We start from the raw sequence: 18,860 nt of genomic DNA, 5'->3' as shown, positions 1-18,860 counted from the left end.
CACCGCGTCCCCCCTTATCACGCCGTATCGCGAAATATCCTTCATGTTCTCGAGAACCGCTCCTGCGGAGAGCGGACGAGTGGCTACTTATGGGTACGGAGCGGGCCCGCTGCCGATAGAGTGATCAGCCGATGAGACGGTGCGTCGGCTATACGCTTGCTTGGTGCGGTGCGACCGCGCTCGCCGTCGGCGTGTCCTGGCTCGGCGTGCGTGACGTGCTGCGCAGCACGGTTCTGGATGAAGCTCCCCTCGCTCCCGTGGTAGCCGTCGCCGGCGCGGTCGCTCCCACGGTGACCGCCGCCGTGCCGCTGATGAGTCCTGCGCCGCTGAGTCCTGCGCCGCGCCGGCATACGTCTCCGACCACGAAGGCCTCCCCCTGGCCCAGGACGCTTGTCCGCGTCTCACCGGCCCGCCATTCGCCGTCCTCGCCGGCGTCGCCCTCCTCCCGGCCAAGATCGACGGCCGGGTCCACCACCAAGGCGTCCGCCAGGCCGACGGTCAGGCCCACGGCCCAGCCGACGGGCCAGAGCCGCCCCACGCCGAGCCCGACGGGTGAGAGCCTGCACACGTTCACGCTCAAGGGCGGCAGGGCGACGATCGCGGTCACGGACAAGGACTGCCGGGTCGTGACCGCGACGCCCAACGACGGCTACGAGCTCAAAGTGTGGGAGAACGTGGGCTGGCTCCGCGTGACCTTCCTCCAGGGCACTCACGAGTCCTCGGCGTTCTGCACCTGGAACGCCCTCCCGCCCAGGCTCGACACCTACGAGACCTGAACGCCCCGGCCCGGGCGGGTCACTTGAGCTTGGGCAGGTATTTCTTCATCTCCTTGAGCTCGGCCCGCTGGGTGGCGGCCATCGACCCGGCCATGGCCTTGGCGTCCGGATCGGCGCCCTTGGCCTGCTCCACCTCGGCGATCTGGACGGCGCCGCCGTGGTGCTCGATCATCATCGTGACGAACAGCCGGTCGAACGCCGAGCCCTTGGCCTTGGCCAGCTTGGCGATGTCGGCCGCGGTCTGCATGCCCGGCATACGGTGGTCGCGCGGCAGCGGCTCGGCGCGCCACTTGTCGAGCCAGCCCTTGAGGGTGCGGATCTCCGGGTCCTGGGCCTCAAGGATCTTGTCCGCCATGTCCCTGACCCACTGGTCCCCCGCCCGGGTCTGGGCAAGGGTCGCCATGTCGATGGCCTGCAGGTGATGCGGGATCATCATCCGCGCGAACATGACGTCGGCGTCGTTGAAGCCCGGCGCCGCGGCGGATGTCGTGGCCGAAGTCCCGGCGGGTGTCTCAGCCGGTGTCTGGGTCGGCGTGTCAGTCGGCGTGTCAGTCGGCGTGTCAGTCGGCGTGTCAGTCGGCGCGGCCGTCGTCGTGGGGGACTCGGTCGAGATCCCCGCTGGAGAGGATGCCGCCGGAGCGGCGGAGGCGCCCGCGTCGTTCTGGGCCGGCCCTGTGCAGCCGGCCAGCAGTCCGGTGAGCAGGGCCGTCGCGAGCACGCCCGGCAACGCGCTCGTCAGGGTGCCCGTGACACCGTGCGGGACGATCCGGCGGGAGGTGGTCATACTGGGGAGCCTTTCGGATTACGACGGAAGGACGCGCCGCTGCGGCCGTGAGGACCGCCACGGCATGCAGTGGGCTGGCGCCGCGGTCGGGGCGGGAACCAGGCCGGGCCGGTCACACATGCGCCGGCAGCCTGTCCCGTGATCCCTTACGCCGTGACCCTACCGCCGGAGCCACCCCCCCCTCACGCCCGTGATCATGCGCAGGTTCCTCGTACCGGCCCGCCACGTCCCCCCACCCGGTTGGTGATCATGCGCACTTTCCCGGCCACCTCCGCTCGGCTGGGAAGACGCCAACCCTGATCACGCACTGGTCTCCCCGCTGCCAGATCACGAAGGCCGTCCGTACAGGCAGCGGCCGGACGTAGGAACCCGTGCATGATCACCGCTTACGGAGGCGCATGGCATCGCACCGCTCGGGAACCTGTGCATGATCACCGCTTACGGAGGCGCATGACAGCGCGCTGCTCGGGAACCTGTGCATGATCACGGCGGAAGGGGGGCCGCGAGGAAATAAAGAGCCGTGGTCTGCGGACAGACCACGGCTCTTCGGCTAACGGCCTAACGACCCCCGCGTGGGCGGGGAGGGGGCCGGACCGCCCAGGGGACGGTCCGGCCGGATGCGGGTCAGGGCACCCAGTAGTTGCCGCTGGCGACGATCATCACCTGCAGCTGGATGCTGGTGGAGTAGTAGTCGGTCGAGGTGAACGACGTGTTGAGCATCTTGTTCCAGATCGCGTCCAGCCACGCCTGGCTGCCGGAGTCCGTCATCGCGGCGACCGCGAACGGCGCGAAGAACGCCGGCTCGCTGCCGCTGCTGATCGCGGTGCCGGAGAGCGAGTAACCGGTAGCGACGTTGCTCGGGTTGCCGCCGGTCTTGCTCTTGATCCAGGTGTTCAGCTTGCGCGCCGAGGCGAGCGAGGCGCTGTCGCCGCTGGTGACGGCGTCCGCGCCGATTCGCCACGGGTCACGGCAGGCGTTCCAGAAGTACTTGCCGTCGTTCGGGTCCTCCAGCACCTGGCCCGGAGCGGGCTTGGGCGTGGTGTTGGTGTTGACGATGAAGTCCGCCAGGAGACCCGTGCTCGGGGCGTAGTTCGCCTGCTGCGACGTGATCAGGTTCTGGTGGGCCGTCCTGATCGTGTCCCACGCGGTGTCGCCGGTGGCCTTCTTGAACGCCCGGAAGTGGTCGATCAGCCAGTCCGACGAGCGGGTGATGTAGTGGGTGGAGTCGCTGGAGTCGCTCCAGTCACCGAGCAGCATCAGGTGCGTGGTCGAGTTGACCTCGCTCGCCTTGATGGCGTTGATGTGCTTGACGGCCAGGTCCTTGTAGTTGTAGGTCCCGGCGCTGCCCCACTGCTTGTCGGCCAGCAGCAGGCCGTAGGCCACGTCGAGGTCACCGTCGGTCGCGGAGTCCGAGCCGTTGACGCTCTTGCAGGAGGTGTCCTGCTCGGCGGCAAGGAGGTTCGCGTTGTGCACCGACGGGTGGGCGAGCATGAACTTGACCATGCCGTCGAACGCGGTCTTGGCGTTCGGGTCGGCCCCGGCCATCGTGGCGAGGATGACCATGCCGTAGCCCTGGCCCTCGGCGACGTACGGGTGGTCGGCGTCGGGCGAGATGACCTCGTACCAGCCGTTGCCACAGTTCTGCTTGAGGAAGGCGGCCTTCCACTTGTTGTAGTAGTCGATCACCTTCTGGTCGAGCGTGGCCTGGGAGCCGGTCGGGAGGATCGTGCCCGCGGCGTACGGGAACAGGTGGCTGCCGAACGGCACGTTCGGGCCGCCGCTGGCCGCCTTGGTGGTGCCGGTGACGGAGGCGCTCTTGGCCGACTCGTTGCCGGCGGCGTCCACCGCGCTCACCGTGTAGGTGTGCGAGCTGGAAGCGGCCAGACCCGAAATCGTCGCCGAAGTCCCCGACGGGCTCGCCACGACCGTGCTGCCCTCGTACACCTTGTAACCCGTCACCCCGACGTTGTCGGTCGACGCGCTCCACGACAGGCTGATGCTGCTGGACGTCGTGGTGCCCACCGCGAGGCCGGTCGGGACCGACGGAGCCTGGGTGTCGCCGCCGCTCGTGGTGGTGCCGGTGACGGAGGCGCTCTTGGCCGACTCGTTACCCGCGGCGTCCACCGCGCTCACCGTGTAGGTGTGCGAGCTGGAAGCGGCCAGACCCGAGATCGTCGCCGAGGTCCCCGACGGGCTCGCCACAACCGTGCTGCCCTCGTAAACCTTGTAACCCGTCACGCCGACGTTGTCGGTCGACGCGCTCCACGACAGGCTGATGCTGCTCGACGTGGTCGAGCTCACCGCGAGACCCGACGGAACCGACGGAGCCTGCGTGTCACCACCACCACCGGTCGAACCGGAGACGGAGATCTTGTCCAGGTTCGGGCCGCCGTTGACCGTCGTCGCCGTCGCCCGGATCGTGTTCGCACCCGCGGCCAGGTTCACCGTGAACGTGTCATCCGCCCAGGTGTCCCAGTTCGCCGTCGCGTTGTAGTTACGCGTCGCCACCGTCGAACCGTTCACCGCGTACTCCAGCGGCCGGTTCGTCGTCGTCCCGTTGGCGTACCGCACAACAACCGACGCCGGACCAGCAGCGGCGGCATTGACGTTGAACTCCACGTAGCCACCGGTGACGTTGACATAGTCCACGAACCCGGTCCCGGTGAAGTTCAGGTGGTTGTTGAACACCCCCGCCTGCGACAACGTCGCGTCCTCAGCCTGATACACCGTCCCCGGCGGCGGCGCCGCGACGACATCCACGTCGACGTAGTCCAGGTTCGGGTTACCACCCGCGGTCGTCGCGGTCAGCCGCAGCGTGTTGGACCCGGCGTTCACCGGAGCGGTGATGGTCGAGTTCGCCCAGGTGTCCCAGTTCGCGGTCACCGGGAACGACCGGTTCGCCGACACCACAGTGCCGTTCACCGCCACATCGGCGGGCCGGTCACTCGTCGTGCCGTTGGCATACCTGATGACCAGCGTCGCCGTCCCCGCGCTCGCCGCGTTGAACGAGAACTCGGTGTAGCTTCCCGCGATGTTGTCACCGTTCACGAAACCGGTGCCCGAGAAGTTGAGGTGGTTGGACTCCACGACCCCCTGAGAGATCGTGGCGTTCTCCGCCTCGTAGCGAGTGGCGGCGGCCGCCGCCGGATGCGCCGCGGCGAGGGGCAACAGCAGCCCGGCGGCGACGATTAGGGATTTCATTCGCATGTCAATCACCCGGTGTACTGGACGAAGATCTTGGTGAAGGCGTATGCCGACTGCGAGACGCCGCTGCAGGCGTCGGCGTCGGAACCCGCGGCGCACTGCCGGTCGCGGTTGATCGACCAGAAGGTCAGGCGGCCGATGTGGTGCTGCTGCGCGTAGGACAGCATGGTCTGGAAGTCCGTCGTGGTGACGGTCTCGTCGGCCTCGTCGGTCTTGCCGTTCATGGAGGAGAGGCCGATGTGGTTGTAGGCGACCGAGTCGCTGTAGCCGTACGCGGCCTTGACCTTGGCCTTGAGGCCCTCCATGGCGCTGACCGTGGCCTGGCCCATGGTGCCGGTGTGGCCGTTGAAGTCGAACGGCATGATCGTCCAGACGTCGTTCTGGAAGCCGGCCGCGGCGCCCCGGTTGATGAGGTCCGTGCCGTCGGCGTCGGGACCGCTCGGCGTGGTGCCCATCGTGATGACGGTCTTGATGCCGGGGTTGTTGGTCTTGACGATCTTGAGGGCGTCGATCACGCGCTGCCGGACGGTAGCGGTGGTGAACTCGGTGGCCTCGATGTCGATGTCGATGACCTTGAGGTTGTACGCGTTGATCACCTTCTGGTACGCACCGGCGAGCGCCGACGCGCTGGAGCAGTGCTCACCGAGCTTGTTGCCGCTCCAACCACCGAAGGAGATGACGATGTCGCCGCCCGCGTTGCGGATGGAGTTGATCGCGGACTGGTCCGAGCCGCCGGTGAGCGGGCGGGAGCCGTCCCAGGCCGGGTTGCAGGTGCCGTCGGAGAGCATGAAGGCGAGGGTGAACCACTTGATGCCGGTCGCCGTCATCACGCTGGTGGGCGACTGCGGGTTGCCCCAGCCGAGGTACTCGTACGGAGCGACGGCGAAGGACGGGCCGGTCGAACCGCCCGTGGTCGTGCCGGTGACGGAGGCGCTCTTGGCCGACTCGTTACCCGCGGCGTCCACCGCGCTCACCGTGTAGGTGTGCGAGCTGGAAGCGGCCAGACCCGAGATCGTCGCCGAGGTCCCCGACGGGCTCGCCACAACCGTGCTGCCCTCGTAAACCTTGTAACCCGTCACGCCGACGTTGTCGGTCGACGCGCTCCACGACAGGCTGATGCTGCTCGACGTGGTCGAGCCGACCGCCAGACCCGACGGAACCGACGGAGCCTGCGTGTCACCACCACCACCGGTCGAACCGGAGACGGAGATCTTGTCCAGGTTCGGGCCGCCGTTGACCGTCGTCGCCGTCGCCCGGATCGTGTTCGCACCCGCGGCCAGGTTCACCGTGAACGTGTCATCCGCCCAGGTGTCCCAGTTCGCCGTCGCGTTGTAGTTACGCGTCGCCACCGTCGAACCGTTCACCGCGTACTCCAGCGGCCGGTTCGTCGTCGTCCCGTTGGCGTACCGCACAACAACCGACGCCGGACCAGCAGCGGCGGCGTTCACGTTGAACTCCACGTAGCCGCCCGTGGTGTTGACGTAGTCGACAAACCCGGTCCCGGTGTAGCCCAGGTGGTTGTTGAACACCCCCGCCTGCGACAACGTCGCGTCCTCAGCCTGATACACCGTCCCCGGCGGCGGCGCCGCGACGACATCCACGTCCACGTAGTCCAGGTTCGGGTTACCACCCGCGGTCGTCGCGGTCAGCCGCAGCGTGTTGGACCCGGCGTTCACCGGAGCGGTGATGGTCGAGTTCGCCCAGGTGTCCCAGTTCGCGGTCACCGGGAACGACCGGTTCGCCGACACCACAGTGCCGTTCACCGCCACATCGGCGGGCCGGTCACTCGTCGTGCCATTGGCATACCTGATGACCAGCGTCGCCGTCCCCGCGCTCGCCGCGTTGAACGTGAACTGGGTGTAGCTCCCGGCGATGTTGTCACCGTTCACGAACCCGGTGCCGGAGAAGTTGAGGTGGTTGGACTCCACGACCCCCTGAGAGATCGTGGCGTTCTCCGCCTCATAACGGGTCGCCGCCGAAGCGGGCCCTGAGACGACTAACTGGACGAGGGCGGCCAGGACACTCCCGGCCAGGACTGTGGTGATGGTGCGGCGCACCTCGGTCTGCCTTTCCGCCATGCCTTGCGGCGCGGCCTGTTATACGCAAGAAAGGCCGGCGGCCGCGCGGGACGCGGCCGCCGGAGAACTTCCGATCAGGTGATGGTGATCTTGAAGATCTTGTCCGATCCGTTGGCCGCCCCACCGTTGTTGTCACTGTTGGTGGTGGTCAGCCAGAGCTGGTCGACGCCGGGAACCTTGACCACGGTCCGCAGCCGGCCGTACGTGCCGACGTAGTACGCGGTCGCGGTGCCGACGCTCTCGGTGTCGCCGCTGATCGGGATGCGCCAGAGCCGCTCGCCCCGGAGGGCCGCCATGTAGATGACGTTGCGGACGATGGCGATACCGCTCGGAGACGCCTGGTCGACGGTCCAGGTCTTCTTCGGGTTGGTCATGCCGGCGACGCTGCAGGTGCCCTCACAGGTCGGCCAGCCGTAGTTGGCGCCCGGCTTGATCAGGTTGAGCTCGTCGTAGGCGCTGTTGCCGAACTCGGCCTCCCAGAGGCGGCCGTTGCGGTCGAAGGCCAGGCCCTGCGGGTTGCGGTGGCCGTAGCTGTAGACCAGGGTGCCGAACGGGTTGCCCGGGGCGGGCGTGCCGTCGGTCTTCATCCGCAGGATCTTGCCGTTCAGCGAGCTCTTGTCCTGCGCGAGGCTGGACGTCTGCGCGTCACCCGTGGAGGCGTAGAGGTAGCCGTCGGGGCCGAAGGCCAGGCGTCCGCCGTTGTGGTACTTGTTCTTCGCGATGCCCTGGACCAGGATCGTGTACCCGCTCAGCGACGTGCCGTTGTAGGTCATCCGGACGATCCGGTTGCCCTCGGAGGCCGTGTGGAAGAAGTACACGTAGTGGTTGGTCGCCCAGTTCGGGTCGACGGCCACGCCCAGGAGGCCGCCCTCGCCGCCGGTCGTCACCACGTTCGGGACGGTGCCGACCTGGGTCCGCGCCCCGGCGAGGCTGACCTTGAAGACCTTGAACTGGCCGGCGGTCACCTTGTCGTCCCGCTCGGTCGCGAGAGCCGACTGCCCGTCGGGCATCCAGTAGAGGCCCCACGGGATGGTCCAGCCGGACGAGATCGTGGAGATGCTGGACGGCACGCCGCCGTCAGTGGCGCCGCAGGTCTGCGTCGTGAAGCTCACCGAGTTGCTCGCCGCGGACTCGTTGCCCGCCGCGTCGAGGGCGACGACGGCCAGCGTGTACGGGCTGTTGCAGGCGAGGTTGGTGACCGTGGTCGAGGTGGCCGGCGGGGTGCCGGTCACCGTCGCGTAGACCGACGTGCCGCTGCGCACCTCGTAGGACGTGACGCCGACGTTGTCGGTCGAGCCGGTCCAGGCCAGGTTCACGCTGTTGGCGGTGACGTTCGAGCTGGTCAGGCCGGAGGGCGTGGTGGGCGCCTGCGTGTCCGAGCTCGCCAGGGTCGTGCAGGGCACCTTCGCGCTGCCGATCGACACGTTGCCCGCCGCGTCCCGTCCGAACACCGACAGGTTGTACGTCGTGTTCGGCGTGAGGCCCGTGAGGTTGGTCGAGGTCTGGCTGCCCGGCGCCTCGGCCAGCTTGTTGCCGTCGTTGTAGATGTCGTACGCGACGACGCCCACGTTGTCGCTCGAGGCCCCCCAGTTCAGGGTCAGGCCGTTGGTCCCGATGTTGGTGCACGACGGGGTGCCCGGCGTGGTCGGGGCCTGCGTGTCACCGCCCGAGGAGGCCGACACGGTCAGCTTGTCCAGGTTGGGACCACCGTTGGCGGTGGTGGCCGTGGCCCGGATGGCGTTGGCGCCCGCGTTCAGGTTCAGCGTGAAGGTGTCGTCGACCCAGGTGTCCCAGTTCGCCGTGGCGGGGTAGGACCTGGTGGTCGCCGCCGTGCCGTTCACCGTGAAGGCCAGGGGCCGGTCGATCGTGGTGCCGTTGGCATACCGCAGCGTCAGCGACGCCGGGCCGGCCGCGGCGGCGTTGACGTTGAACTCCACGTAGCTGCCGGTCGTGTTGACGTAGTCCACGAACCCGGTCCCGGTGTAACCCAGGTGGTTGGTGAACACGCCCGCCTGGGACAGCGTGGCGTCCTCGGCCTGGTAGACCGTGGACGGCGGCGGTGACGCGACCACCGTGGCGTCCAGGTAGTCGAGGTTCGGGTTGCCGCCCGCGGTCGTGGCGGTCAGCCGGAGCGTGTTGGTTCCGGCGTTCACCGGAGCGGTGATGGTCGAGTTGGCCCAGGTGTCCCAGTTCGTGGTCACCGGGAAGGACCGGTTGGCCGACACCACAGTGCCGTTCACCGCCACATCGGCGGGCCGGTCACTCGTTGTGCCGTTGGCATACCTGATGACCAGCGTCGCCGTGCCGGCGCTGGCCGCGTTGAAGGAGAACTCGGTGTAGCTGCCGGCGATGTTGTCGCCGTTGACGAAACCGGTTCCGGAGAAGTTCAGGTGGTTGGACTCCACGACTCCCTGGGAGATCGTGGCGTTCTCCGCCTCATACCGAGTCGCCGCTGAAGCGGGCGCTGAAGTGACGAGTTGCGCGCTGGCGACGGTTGCCAGCGAGGCTACAAGAATCAGAGGTCGACGGAAACTACGCGGAAACACCTCTAACGGCCCTCTCCGCCGAGCCGTACGCCCGCAACGCCCCCGATAGGCGCCGGTCGACTGGTCGTGACAGGACACAAGTTAGGAAAGCTTCCTAACTTGTCGCTAATGGGACCAGCACCGGCCGTTCACAGTCAAGGCCCAATTTGTTTCACTGACATGAATCGTCAACAAATGCCAACATCCCGGTACGGCTCGGCCGTACCGGGACTCGGCGCCGGTCAGAACGGAATCTGCGGCGAACGGTAGAAGCTGACCGAGCCGGCGACCCACCGCGGCCCCTGGGCGGCGATCCGCGACCGGTAACCGCTCCACGAGTGGCTGGACGCGGGCGACCAGCCGATCTCGGCGATGCCGGGCAGCCGCGGATAGGCCATGTACTCCAGCTCAGAGAGCGTCTTCATGGTCTCGGTCCAGATGGGCGCCTCGACGCCGAGGACGTCGCCCTCCCCCACGCCGGTGATGAGCTTGGCGGGGTCCCAGTCGTACGCCCGGCGCGCCTCCACGATCGCGGCCCAGTCCTGCCCGAGCGGAGTTTTGTGGGTGTACTTCATGTCGAGGTAGGCGTGGTCCGCCGGGGCCATGATGAGCTTGACGCCGTTCTTGGCGGCGTTCCGGGCGAGCTCGGTGCCCTCCTGGGTGCCCGTGACGGGGTTCCAGTGCGCGGCGACCGAGTCCTGGCTGATCTTCGCCCCCGCGATCTCCTCCCAGCCCATCATGCTCTTGCCGTACTTGTGGACGATCTTCTGCACCTTGCCGATGAACTTGGTGTAGTCCTTCTGCTTGGTGCTGTGCGCCTCGTCGCCGCCGATGTGGATGTACGGCCCGGGGGTCAGCTTGGCCAGCTCCCGGATGACGTCGTCGAGGAACTCGTAGGTGATGTCCTTACCGGTGCATAGCGAGCTGAAGCCCACGTCCGTCCCGGTGTACGGCTTGGGCGCCTTGCCGTCGCAGTTGAGCTTGGCGTACGACGCGAGAGCCGCGTTGGTGTGGCTCGGAGTGTCAATCTCGGGGATGACCGTGATGAACCGCTTCTGCGCGTACTTCACGATTTCTCGGTAGTCGGCCTGTGTGTAGTAGCCGCCGGGGTCCCCGTCGACGGCCGTCCTTCCGCCGAACTTCGCCAGCCGGGGCCAGCTCTTGATGGCGATCCGCCAGCCCTGGTCGTCGCTGAGGTGCAGATGGAAGGCGTTGACCTTGTAGGCCGCGGCGAGGTCGATGTACCGCTTGACCTGCTTGACGCTGAAGAAGTGGCGGGCGACGTCGAGCATCGCGCCGCGGTAGGCGAAGCGGGGATAGTCCTCGATCTCCACTCCGGAGACCTTCCACGGCCCCGCCTGCTTGGCGTGGCTCTCGACCTTGGCCGGAAGGAGCTGGCGGAGCGTCTGGACGCCGCGGAAGAGCCCCTCCCCCGTGTCCGCATTTATCAGGACACCGTCACTCGTGACCGACAGGCGATATCCCTCGTCTCCCTGGCCCACCCCGCCGCTCGCGTCGAGGACGATGCCGGCCCCCTCCCGGGCGATCGGCAGCGGGAACCCGGTCGACCTGCGCAGCAGGCCCGCGAGATAGGAGGCGGCGCGCAGGCCGGTTCCGGACGGCACGACGATCTTCGTCTTGGCCGTGATCTGGTACGTCCCGCTCGTCACATGCAGGGACACGGGCACGGGGACGAGCTTGGGCGCCGGCGCCGAGTGGCGTGTGGGCGTGGAAGAGCTCTGGGCGGCCGCCGGCAGGGTGGCCGAAAGAGTGAGCAGCGCAGCCGAGGCGAGGGCGGCGGTAAGACGTCGCGACAACGGAGACCCCATAATTTAGTAAGGTTTCCTTACCTTGGAGGGAACCGTAGGCTCCGGCCCTTCCCGCGTCAAGCCCTTGCATACCTATGGGGTTCCGGGATAGGGCGTTGCCCCATGAGCGGATTCAAGAAGTTCATCATGCGCGGCAACCTTGTGGAACTCGCCGTCGCGGTCGTCGTCGGGGCGACCTTCAGCGGTCTCATCCAGGCCCTCGTGGCCGACCTCATCACCCCTCTGATCGGCGCGATCACCGGCGGCAAGAAGCCGGACTTCTCCTCGTACGTCTTCACGGTGAACGGCGCGCAGTTCAAGTACGGCGATTTCATCAACCACGTGCTGAGTTTCCTCATCGTGGCGGCCGTTGTGTACTGGCTGGTCGTCCTGCCGATGACCCGCTTCCTCAGCCTCTTCGACTCCAAGAAGGAGGCGACGGAGAAGCAGTGCCCCGAGTGCCTCAGTGACATCCCCGTCGAGGCCCGCCGCTGCGCCTTCTGCACCGTCGAGCTCTCCACCGTCCCCGCCACCGCCAAGCCCCCCGCCTGACATCCGTACGGCTCGCCCGCCCGCTTCCCCGGCCGGGCACCGGTCAGTCACGGGCGGGCGGCCGCTCCAGGGGTTCACGGCGGCCGGCACCTCAGGCGTCCGTTTCCGGGTCTGGGCGCCGCAGCGCCTATGCCAGGGCCTTCGCGGCGAGCTCGGTGCCCCGGACCCGCGCGGCGATCTTGGCAAACGCGGTCTCGCGGGAGGTCGACGTGTCGTCGGCGAACGGGGAGAAGCCACAGTCGTCGCAGGTGCCCAACTGCTCGACCGGGATGTGGCGGGCGGCGGCCAGGACCCGGTCGCGCACCTGTTCGGCGGTCTCCACCGCCGGATCGATCGGGTCGGTGGCCACCCTCCGATGTGACGCGACGCCGCCGACCGCGATGCCCCTGCACCATCGCGAGGCTCAACTCCGGAGCGGCCGCGCCTCGGATCGCAGCAACACGCGCAGTTCGTTCTTGGCGACCTTCTCCAGGGTCGAACGCGGCAGGTCGTCCACGACCCTGACCTCGCGAGGGACCTTGAAGTCGGCCAGGTCCCGGCGGCACGCGGCCAGAACGGCCTCCGCCAGGTCGCCGCCGGTCCCCCCGGGCCGGGGCACGACGAAGGCGACCGGCACCTCGTCCAGCATCGGGTCGGGCGCTCCCACGACCACCGCCTCCGCCACACCGGCGACGCCGAGGACGACCCTTTCTATTTCGGACGCCGCGACGTTCTCCCCGCCTACCCGCAGCATGTCCTTGCTGCGGTCGGCGTAGGTCACTGAGCCGTCCTCGTGCACGGTCAGCCGGTCGCCGGTGATGAACCAGCCGTGCTCGTCGAAGGCTGCGGCGGTGGCGGCTTCGTCATGCAGGTAACCGCCGAAGAGGGACACCCCGGGGATGCCGCGCACCCGGAGGTCTCCGGTCTCGCCGACGCCGACCGGCTTGCCGTCAGGGTCGAGTACGGCGATCTCGTACTGGGTCGCCGCACGGCCGATCGTGCCGGCCCTGTTCGGTACGAGCAGATCGCCGGCGATCGGGGCCGCGACGGTCTCGGTCATGCCGTACCACCCGATGATCGGGACCTTGAAGAGCTTCTCCGCGGGATGCCCGGACATGCCGGTGAACCAGCGGGTGAAGGTGTGCCGTTCGGGGACGTCGCGGTTGGCCAAGGCGCGCAGCGCGAAGTAGATCTGGGAGGCGAACGTGGAGTTGTGCGTGTGCGCGACGTCCCAGAAGCGCGAGGCGGAGAAGCGTGGCTGGAGAACCGCCGTCCCACCGGCCCACAGGGTGGGCAGGATCGAGTAGGACTGCGCGTTGGTGTGGAACAGCGGGAGGTAGACCTGGGTGACATCGGCGGGCCCCAGACGTGAGTGCGACCCGTTGACCTTGGCCGCCCACATGGTGTTGGCATGGGTCCACGTGACCGCTTTCGGCCGGCCTGTGGTGCCCGAGGTGTAGAGAATCAGAGTCGGGTCCAGGGCGCCACCTTGGTGGGCCGGGCCGGGCTCGTTGTCCAGCAGCGCCGCGAACCGGTCGGTACGGCCGGGCAGGTCGGCGGACGCCACCGGGTCACCGGCGTTGTGGTCGGTGACGAACACCGCCTTGGCGTCGGGGATGGCGTTCGTCACGACCGATGCCAGACTCGGCTGAGTGACCACGACGGAAGCGCCTGAGTGACTGCCGAAGTAGCTCAGCTCATCCTGCGACGATCGGGTGTTCGTACAGACCGCGACCGCGCCGATCCTGGAGCACGCGAACCAGGTGAGGACGTATTCCGGGCAGTTCTCCAAATGGATGAGCACCATGTCGCCCGCACGGACGCCACGGCGGCGCAGCCCTTCGGCGATCGCCGCGACGTCGTGGGCGAACTCGGCATAGGTCCAGGTGCGCCCGGTGTCGGCGAACGGCTCCCAGACGAGGAACGGGTGGGTCGCCCGGTTCGCCGCCCGTGTCTCCAGCAGCCAGTTGACGTTGCGGCCGTTGCCGATGGTCGTCAACGGCGAGCGCGGAGCATAGGGAATCGGTCGCATGTCAGTCCTCATTCGACGGAAGGGTTGTGGCACGGCATCGGCCGGTCTCCAGCTCGCTGGGGCTCGTCGAGCTGACAGAGGCCCGCGAAACCCGCTCCGGCGACAACGGCGTGACCTCCCCGGACCGGGAGCGGCGCAGCCTTTTTCCTGTGGCCCTGAGAATGTCTTACCGGAACGCCGAAATGGCGACCTCTTACGGCTTGCAGATTAGAACACCCAGGAACTTCTCGACTAACACCAAGTTAGACACATTCGATTACTTCGCACGACCTAGTAGGCCCTGACCAGCACAAATATAGATCGTTTCTCTCATTGTGGCGCTCGGTCCCACCCCGATCGCCGTCCAGAACAGATGCGCCCGTCAACCGCCGCATTTAGCATGACGTTCAGGTCGGACCACATGGAACCGCCACGCGCCGAAAGCCTTTTTTTGCACGCCCGGCGGCTCCCATGGCCGCATTTTCCAACCCTCGTCCGCGCATCGGGATACCGAGGGCAGCCGCTGAGAAACCGGAGTGAGGTCGCCTATGAGCGCCAGGGGTGACAGGCCCGCGCACCGCCGTGCCGCGATCGTCGGCCTGGGGTTGACCGAGATGGGCAAGGTCTACGGGCCGACCTCGCAGCGGTTCGCGGCCGAAGCGGTGAGGCGGGCGGCTGAGGACGCCGGTATCAGGCTCTCCGACATCGACGGTCTGCTGGTGTCCGCGGGCGTGACCCGGTCGGTGGACCTCAGCCTGCAGGTCGATCTCGGTCTGCACGACCTGCGACTGCTCACCCAGATGCAGGCATTCGGCTCCACAGCGGGTGCGATGGTCCAGTACGCGGCCATGGCCGTGGAATCCGGCATGGCCGACACCGTGGCGTGTGTCTTCGCCGACGCTCCGTTGCAGCCCGGGCGCGGTAGCGGTTCCGCGTACGCGGGACGGGCCGCGCCACGCGGCTGGTCGGGGTTGCTCGACGCCAGCGGGTTCGCCGGCCCCAACACGTTCTACGCGCTGGCCGCACGCCGCCACATGCGGGCTTTCGGCACGACAAGTGAGCAACTCGGCGCCGTGGCCGTCGCACAGCGAGCGTGGGCCGGAATGAACCCACTGGCCCAGTTACGCGACCCGATCACCCTTGCCGACCACCAGGAGTCCCGGTTCGTCGTCGAACCGTTCCACCTGCTCGACTGTTGCCTTGTCTCCAACGGTGGCGTCGCGGTGATCGTGACCACCGCCGATCGAGCCGCGTCGCTGGCCCAGCCTCCGGTGTCGGTGATGGGCTGGGCGCAAGCTCATCCCGGAAAACGAATGCGTCGTGACGACGACTTCGGCTTGGTGAGTGGAGCCGCGAGGTCGGGTCCGGCCGCTCTGAAGATGGCCGGCGTCGGCGTCGACGACGTCGACGTGCTGGAACTGTACGACTGCTACACGTTCACCGTGCTGCTCACCCTGGAGGACTACGGGTTCTGCGGCAAGGGTGAGGGCGGCGCGTTCGTGTCGGAGCCAGGGGTGCTCGGGCCGGGGGGATCGCTACCGCTGAACACCGGCGGCGGCCAGCTCTCCTCCTACTACATGTGGGGCATGACCCCGCTTGCCGAGGGGGTCATCCAGGCGCGTGGCCAGGGCGGCGAACGCCAGGCGCGCCGTCATGACGTGGTGCTCGTCTCGGGGAACGGCGGCTACCTCGACCACCACAGCACCCTGGTGCTCGGAAGCGCCTCGGCTCTCTGAAGATGGCGTTTTATCCCCATCGGCTCACACCTCCATCGGCTCACACCTCCATCGGCTCACACCTCCATCGGCTCACACCTCCATCGGCTCACACCTCCTTCGACTCACAGCTCCTTCGACTCACACCTCCTTCGACTCATAGCTCATCGACCAGAAAGGAGCGGCCATGACCATTGATCCGGTCGCCCGGGACACCGCCTCGGCTGACTTCTTCGACGGCACGCGTGGTGGCCTTTTCCTGCTCCGCCGCCGTCGAAGCACCGGCGAATACCTCGATCCGCGGAGCTTGCCCCTACCTGGCGACGAGGCTGACTGGGAATACGTGGCCGCCCGTGGCGGCGGCCGGGTGGTGTCGTGGGCCACGGTGCACAGCAGGAAAGAGGACAGGCCCGAAGCGGTACGCACCGTCGTCGGAATCGTCGAGCTGGACGAGGGGCCGTGGTGGTGGTGCCGGCTCGACGACGTGGATCCCGATGCCGATCTCGCGGACCTGCGCGTTCAGGTCGAGGTCGTGCCGTCCGGTCCCGCGCCCGAAGACGAGATGGTGCCCGTGTTCCGTCCGGCCCGGCTTGAGCATGCCGAATCCCGGAGCGCGCGATGAAGGCGATCGAGCCCGCTGCCCTGGTCGAGCGGCGCGGCCATGCCCTGGTGATCACACTGAACCGGCCCAGTGCGATGAACGCCGTCAACGCCGAGGTCAGCGAAATCGTCGGCGGCGCACTGGTCCGTGCCGAGGAGGATCGCGATGTCCGGGCGGTGGTCCTGACCGGCGCGGGCGGACGCGCGTTCTCCGCCGGCGCGGATCTCAAGGCGGTCTCCCGCGGCGAGTCGCTGATGGCTCCCGGGCATGACGAATGGGGCTTCGCCGGCTATGTCCGGCACCACATCAGCAAACCCACCATCGCGGCCGTGAACGGTTACGCCCTGGCGGGCGGCATGGAACTGGTTCTGGCCAGTGATCTCGCGGTGGCCGGCGAGTCCGCGACCTTCGGCCTTCCTGAGGTCGCCCGCGGGCTGTTCGCCGCGGCAGGCGGTGTCTTCCGGCTCCCGCAGCAGATCCCGCCCAAGATCGCCATGGAGATGATTTCCACCGGAGAACCGATCGACGCGTCACGTGCGCTGGGCCTCGGGCTGGTCAACCAGGTCGTCCCGGACGGTGCCGTGCTGGACGCCGCGCTGGCGCTGGCCGAGAAGATCAGCGGCAACGCACCGCTCGCCGTACAGGCCGGGAAACGGCTGGCGACGGGTCTGACCGATGACGCCGTGGCGGCTGAGACCGATGCCTGGGTCCGCAACACGGAGGAGATCTCCCGCATCAAGAACAGCCAGGACTTCAAGGAAGGCACCAGCGCGTTCGTCGAGAAGAGGGCACCCGTATGGCGAGCCCAGTGAGCACACGCTCTCACTTTCAGTGACCTGCGAGGCGCCGGCGAAGGCCGGCGTGCCCGTGATGGCCGCGGTCGACGGGCCTGCGCATCACCATCGATCAGGAGAATTCATGCGTATCGGCAATCTTTCCGGCAGGCTCACGGTCTTCACCGACGCGGGAGCGATCGACGTACAGCAGGCCAGTGACGGGCGGTTCGGCCCCGACCCGCAGTCGGTGTACGGCCAGTGGGACGAGTTCATTATTTGGGCGGCACAGGCGGCCGGCACCGCTGGCGCGGCTCCCTTCGCGATGGAAGATCTCGGGTCTCCCGCGCCCCGGCCCGCCCAGGTGTTCGGGATCGGCGTGAACTATCGGGCGCACAGCGCCGAAGCCGGGATGGAAGCGCCTGAATTCCCCGTCGTCTTCACGAAGTTCCCTACGTCGATCACCGGACCCGTCGGCGACGTCGTGCTCTCCGGGCCGACCGTGGACTGGGAGGCCGAGCTCGTCGCCGTGATCGGCAGGCCGGCCCGCAACGTCCCCGTGGAGAAGGCATGGGAGCATGTCGCCGGGCTGACCGTCGGGCAGGACCTGAGCGACCGGACCGAGCAGATGAAGAACCAGATGCCCCAGTGGAGCCTGGGCAAGTCGTTCCCCGGCTTCAGCCCCATGGGCCCGTGGCTGGTCACTCCCGACGAGTTCCCCGATCCCGACGACCTCGAGATCGGCTGCGCCGTCAACGGCACGGAAATGCAGCGTGCCTCGACGTCCGATCTCCTGTTCTCCGTACCCGCCCTGATCGCCGAGCTTTCGGCGAAGCTCCCGCTCCTGCCCGGCGATGTCGTCTTCACCGGCACCCCGGGCGGAGTCGGCGCGGCCCGCAAGCCACCGATCTATCTCAAGGCCGGCGACGAACTCGTCACCACGGTGGCGGGCATCGGCGAGCTCAGGCAACGCTTCCTGTCCGCGTGACTCCTGTCCCCTCGGAAATATCGGGAATGTAGGGCCGAGCCGTACGGCATGGCCGCGGCGTTGGACGACGCCGCGGCCGCCGGGGTCGCGCTACGCCACGGCGCCTTCCTGGCCCGTCCGGAACGAGGCGGACACCTTTTCGACCAGGTCGATGAGGGCCAACAGTGCCGGATTGTCGTCGTATTCGGCCCAGGCGAGGGCCAACGGGAGCGGCGCTATCTCGGGCACCGGCACCAGAACGACGCCCGGCAGTCTGATGTGGCCCGCCGCGATCGGAACAAAGCCGATCCCGACTCCGGCGCCGACCAGCGACATGATGGTGTGCGCGTCAGGCGCCGACTGGACGACGTTGGGGGTGAACCCGCGCTCGAGGAACGCGCTTTGGACCACGTGGGGCACCGCGACACCACGATCGGTGGAATAGCTGATCACCGGCAGGTCGCGCAGGTCGGACAGGTCGACGTGCGGGCGGTCCGCCAAGGGATGGTCGGCGGGCAGTGCCACGGCCATGTCGTGCCGGAGGATTTCCCGGACGGCGATCCGGGAGCCTTGGACCGGCAGGCGGACCAGGCTGGCGTCGATCTCGCCGTGGCTGAGTCGCTCGATCAGCTCGCCTCCGTAGAACGGGCCCACCACATCCAGCCGGACCTGGGGCCGCCGTTCGCGGTACATCCTGGTCATCATCATCAGCACCTCGTGGGAGGCGGGGCCGCTGAACCCCAGCCGGAGGACACCGGTCGTCCCGGCGGCCACCTTCGTGGCAGCTCGTCGCGCGGCGTGCACGCCCTGCACCGCACGCCGCGCCTCCTGCAAGAACACCTCGCCGGCCGGGGTGAGCGAGACATGCCTCGTGGTGCGGTTCAGCAAGGTCACGCCGACATCGCGCTCGAGTCGCTTGATCTGCTGCGACAGCGGCGGCTGGGCGATGTGCAGCCGCTCCGCCGCGCGGCGGAAGTTCAGCTCCTCCGCCACGACGATGAACGCCTCGATATGCCGGAGCTCCATAACTCCACCCCCTGGCCTGGGACCTGACGGCGACCCCTGACGGAGTGGTGTCCACTCCGTC

The 18,860-nt window shown here is 67.9% G+C and carries 14 protein-coding genes; 6 read left to right on the top strand and 8 right to left on the bottom strand.

The features are described from left to right. Positions 1–131 precede the first annotated feature (131 nt). A complete protein-coding gene (locus tag N5079_RS02195) occupies positions 132–776 on the top strand; it encodes a hypothetical protein (RefSeq protein WP_261581592.1) in 645 nt (214 codons plus the stop codon). A gap of 19 nt (positions 777–795) precedes the next feature. Here the strand turns inward: N5079_RS02195 and N5079_RS02190 are convergent, their stop codons facing one another. The 5 genes from N5079_RS02190 to N5079_RS02170 all read right to left on the bottom strand — a co-directional run bounded on the left by N5079_RS02190 (position 796) and on the right by N5079_RS02170 (position 11,184). Continuing rightward, positions 796–1,560 (bottom strand): DUF305 domain-containing protein, encoded by a 765-nt coding sequence (locus tag N5079_RS02190; protein WP_261581591.1) that lies wholly within the window; start codon positions 1,558–1,560, stop codon positions 796–798. A 624-nt stretch (positions 1,561–2,184) separates the two neighbouring features. Continuing rightward, positions 2,185–4,767: a glycosyl hydrolase family 8 gene (locus tag N5079_RS02185; protein ID WP_261581590.1), complete on the bottom strand. Its 2,583-nt coding sequence runs from the start codon at positions 4,765–4,767 to the stop codon at positions 2,185–2,187. 5 nt (positions 4,768–4,772) lie between these two features. Beyond that, positions 4,773–6,842 (bottom strand): CBM35 domain-containing protein, encoded by a 2,070-nt coding sequence (locus N5079_RS02180; RefSeq protein ID WP_261581589.1) that lies wholly within the window; start codon positions 6,840–6,842, stop codon positions 4,773–4,775. A gap of 74 nt (positions 6,843–6,916) precedes the next feature. Further along, positions 6,917–9,388 (bottom strand): PQQ-dependent sugar dehydrogenase, encoded by a 2,472-nt coding sequence (locus tag N5079_RS02175; RefSeq protein WP_261581588.1) that lies wholly within the window; start codon positions 9,386–9,388, stop codon positions 6,917–6,919. Between the two features lie 221 nt (positions 9,389–9,609). Beyond that, on the bottom strand, positions 9,610–11,184 hold the full coding sequence (locus N5079_RS02170) for a beta-N-acetylhexosaminidase (RefSeq protein WP_261581586.1): 1,575 nt from the start codon (positions 11,182–11,184) through the stop codon (positions 9,610–9,612). Positions 11,185–11,298: 114 nt separating this feature from the next. Between N5079_RS02170 and mscL the strand changes: the two genes are divergently transcribed. Further along, complete coding sequence (gene mscL / locus N5079_RS02165; RefSeq protein WP_261581585.1) at positions 11,299–11,727, top strand: large conductance mechanosensitive channel protein MscL; 429 nt, start codon at positions 11,299–11,301, stop codon at positions 11,725–11,727. Positions 11,728–11,854: 127 nt separating this feature from the next. Here mscL and N5079_RS02160 read toward each other — a convergent pair whose 3' ends face one another. Together N5079_RS02160 and N5079_RS02155 are read right to left on the bottom strand one after the other, a co-directional pair. Then, positions 11,855–12,076 carry a hypothetical protein gene (locus N5079_RS02160; RefSeq protein ID WP_261581583.1) on the bottom strand — a complete coding sequence of 74 codons (222 nt, stop codon included), beginning with the start codon at positions 12,074–12,076 and terminating at the stop codon, positions 11,855–11,857. A gap of 54 nt (positions 12,077–12,130) precedes the next feature. After that, positions 12,131–13,738, bottom strand: a complete 1,608-nt coding sequence (locus N5079_RS02155) for an AMP-binding protein (protein WP_261581582.1) — start codon at positions 13,736–13,738, stop codon at positions 12,131–12,133. A gap of 527 nt (positions 13,739–14,265) precedes the next feature. Here N5079_RS02155 and N5079_RS02150 point away from each other — a divergent pair. From N5079_RS02150 to N5079_RS02135, 4 genes are all read left to right on the top strand, one after another. After that, entirely contained in the window at positions 14,266–15,453 is a 1,188-nt protein-coding gene (locus N5079_RS02150; RefSeq protein ID WP_261581580.1) for a thiolase family protein, read from the top strand. 166 nt (positions 15,454–15,619) lie between these two features. After that, on the top strand, positions 15,620–16,054 hold the full coding sequence (locus tag N5079_RS02145; RefSeq protein WP_261581578.1) for a Zn-ribbon domain-containing OB-fold protein: 435 nt from the start codon (positions 15,620–15,622) through the stop codon (positions 16,052–16,054). Beyond that, entirely contained in the window at positions 16,051–16,845 is a 795-nt protein-coding gene (locus N5079_RS02140) for a crotonase/enoyl-CoA hydratase family protein (protein WP_261581577.1), read from the top strand. The genes N5079_RS02145 and N5079_RS02140 overlap by 4 nt, the downstream gene beginning before the upstream one ends. A gap of 106 nt (positions 16,846–16,951) precedes the next feature. After that, positions 16,952–17,794, top strand: coding sequence for a fumarylacetoacetate hydrolase family protein (locus tag N5079_RS02135; RefSeq protein ID WP_261581575.1), 843 nt, complete (start codon positions 16,952–16,954; stop codon positions 17,792–17,794). A 90-nt stretch (positions 17,795–17,884) separates the two neighbouring features. On the opposite strand, the gene N5079_RS02130 is transcribed toward N5079_RS02135, so the two are convergent. Further along, positions 17,885–18,799 (bottom strand): LysR substrate-binding domain-containing protein, encoded by a 915-nt coding sequence (locus N5079_RS02130; RefSeq protein ID WP_261581574.1) that lies wholly within the window; start codon positions 18,797–18,799, stop codon positions 17,885–17,887. Positions 18,800–18,860 lie beyond the last annotated feature (61 nt).

It is taken from the genome of Planotetraspora sp. A-T 1434 (assembly GCF_025420585.1).
Lineage (GTDB): Bacteria > Actinomycetota > Actinomycetes > Streptosporangiales > Streptosporangiaceae > JAOEGB01.
Note: the sequence above shows the minus strand (reverse complement) of the source record. Positions and strands in the feature narration are given on the sequence as shown.